A 276-nucleotide genomic window follows, 5' to 3' on the forward strand; every position below is an offset into this window, starting at 1 on the left:
GTGGCTGCGCAGACGACCGGCAGAGACGTTGCTCCGGTACGACGGTTCATGCACATAGGTAGTCGTGTACAGCGGGGTCCGTTCCACCGAAGTGTCGCGTTGCGTCTTGAACGCGTGCAGGAACGAGGATGTGACCAGCTCGACTTCTGCACCGCGGCGAGCAAGAATGCTCGCCAAGCTGTCGAAGCGATCGTGCGGCAGCCATCCAGTCGCTGTGTAATGGGCGATCATCAATGCGTCCATGGCTTCACTTCCTTGTCCGGTCCGGATATCGGT

At 59.8% G+C, this 276-nt stretch carries 1 protein-coding gene; it reads right to left on the minus strand.

The annotated features are described in order from the left end of the window. Nucleotides 1-243 (minus strand): hypothetical protein (locus SB749_RS19340; RefSeq protein WP_410711733.1); only part of this gene is annotated, 243 nt, incomplete at its 3' end. Nucleotides 244-276 lie beyond the last annotated feature (33 nt).

Source organism: Brevibacterium sp. SIMBA_078 (assembly GCF_046534565.1).
Taxonomy (GTDB): domain Bacteria; phylum Actinomycetota; class Actinomycetes; order Actinomycetales; family Brevibacteriaceae; genus Brevibacterium.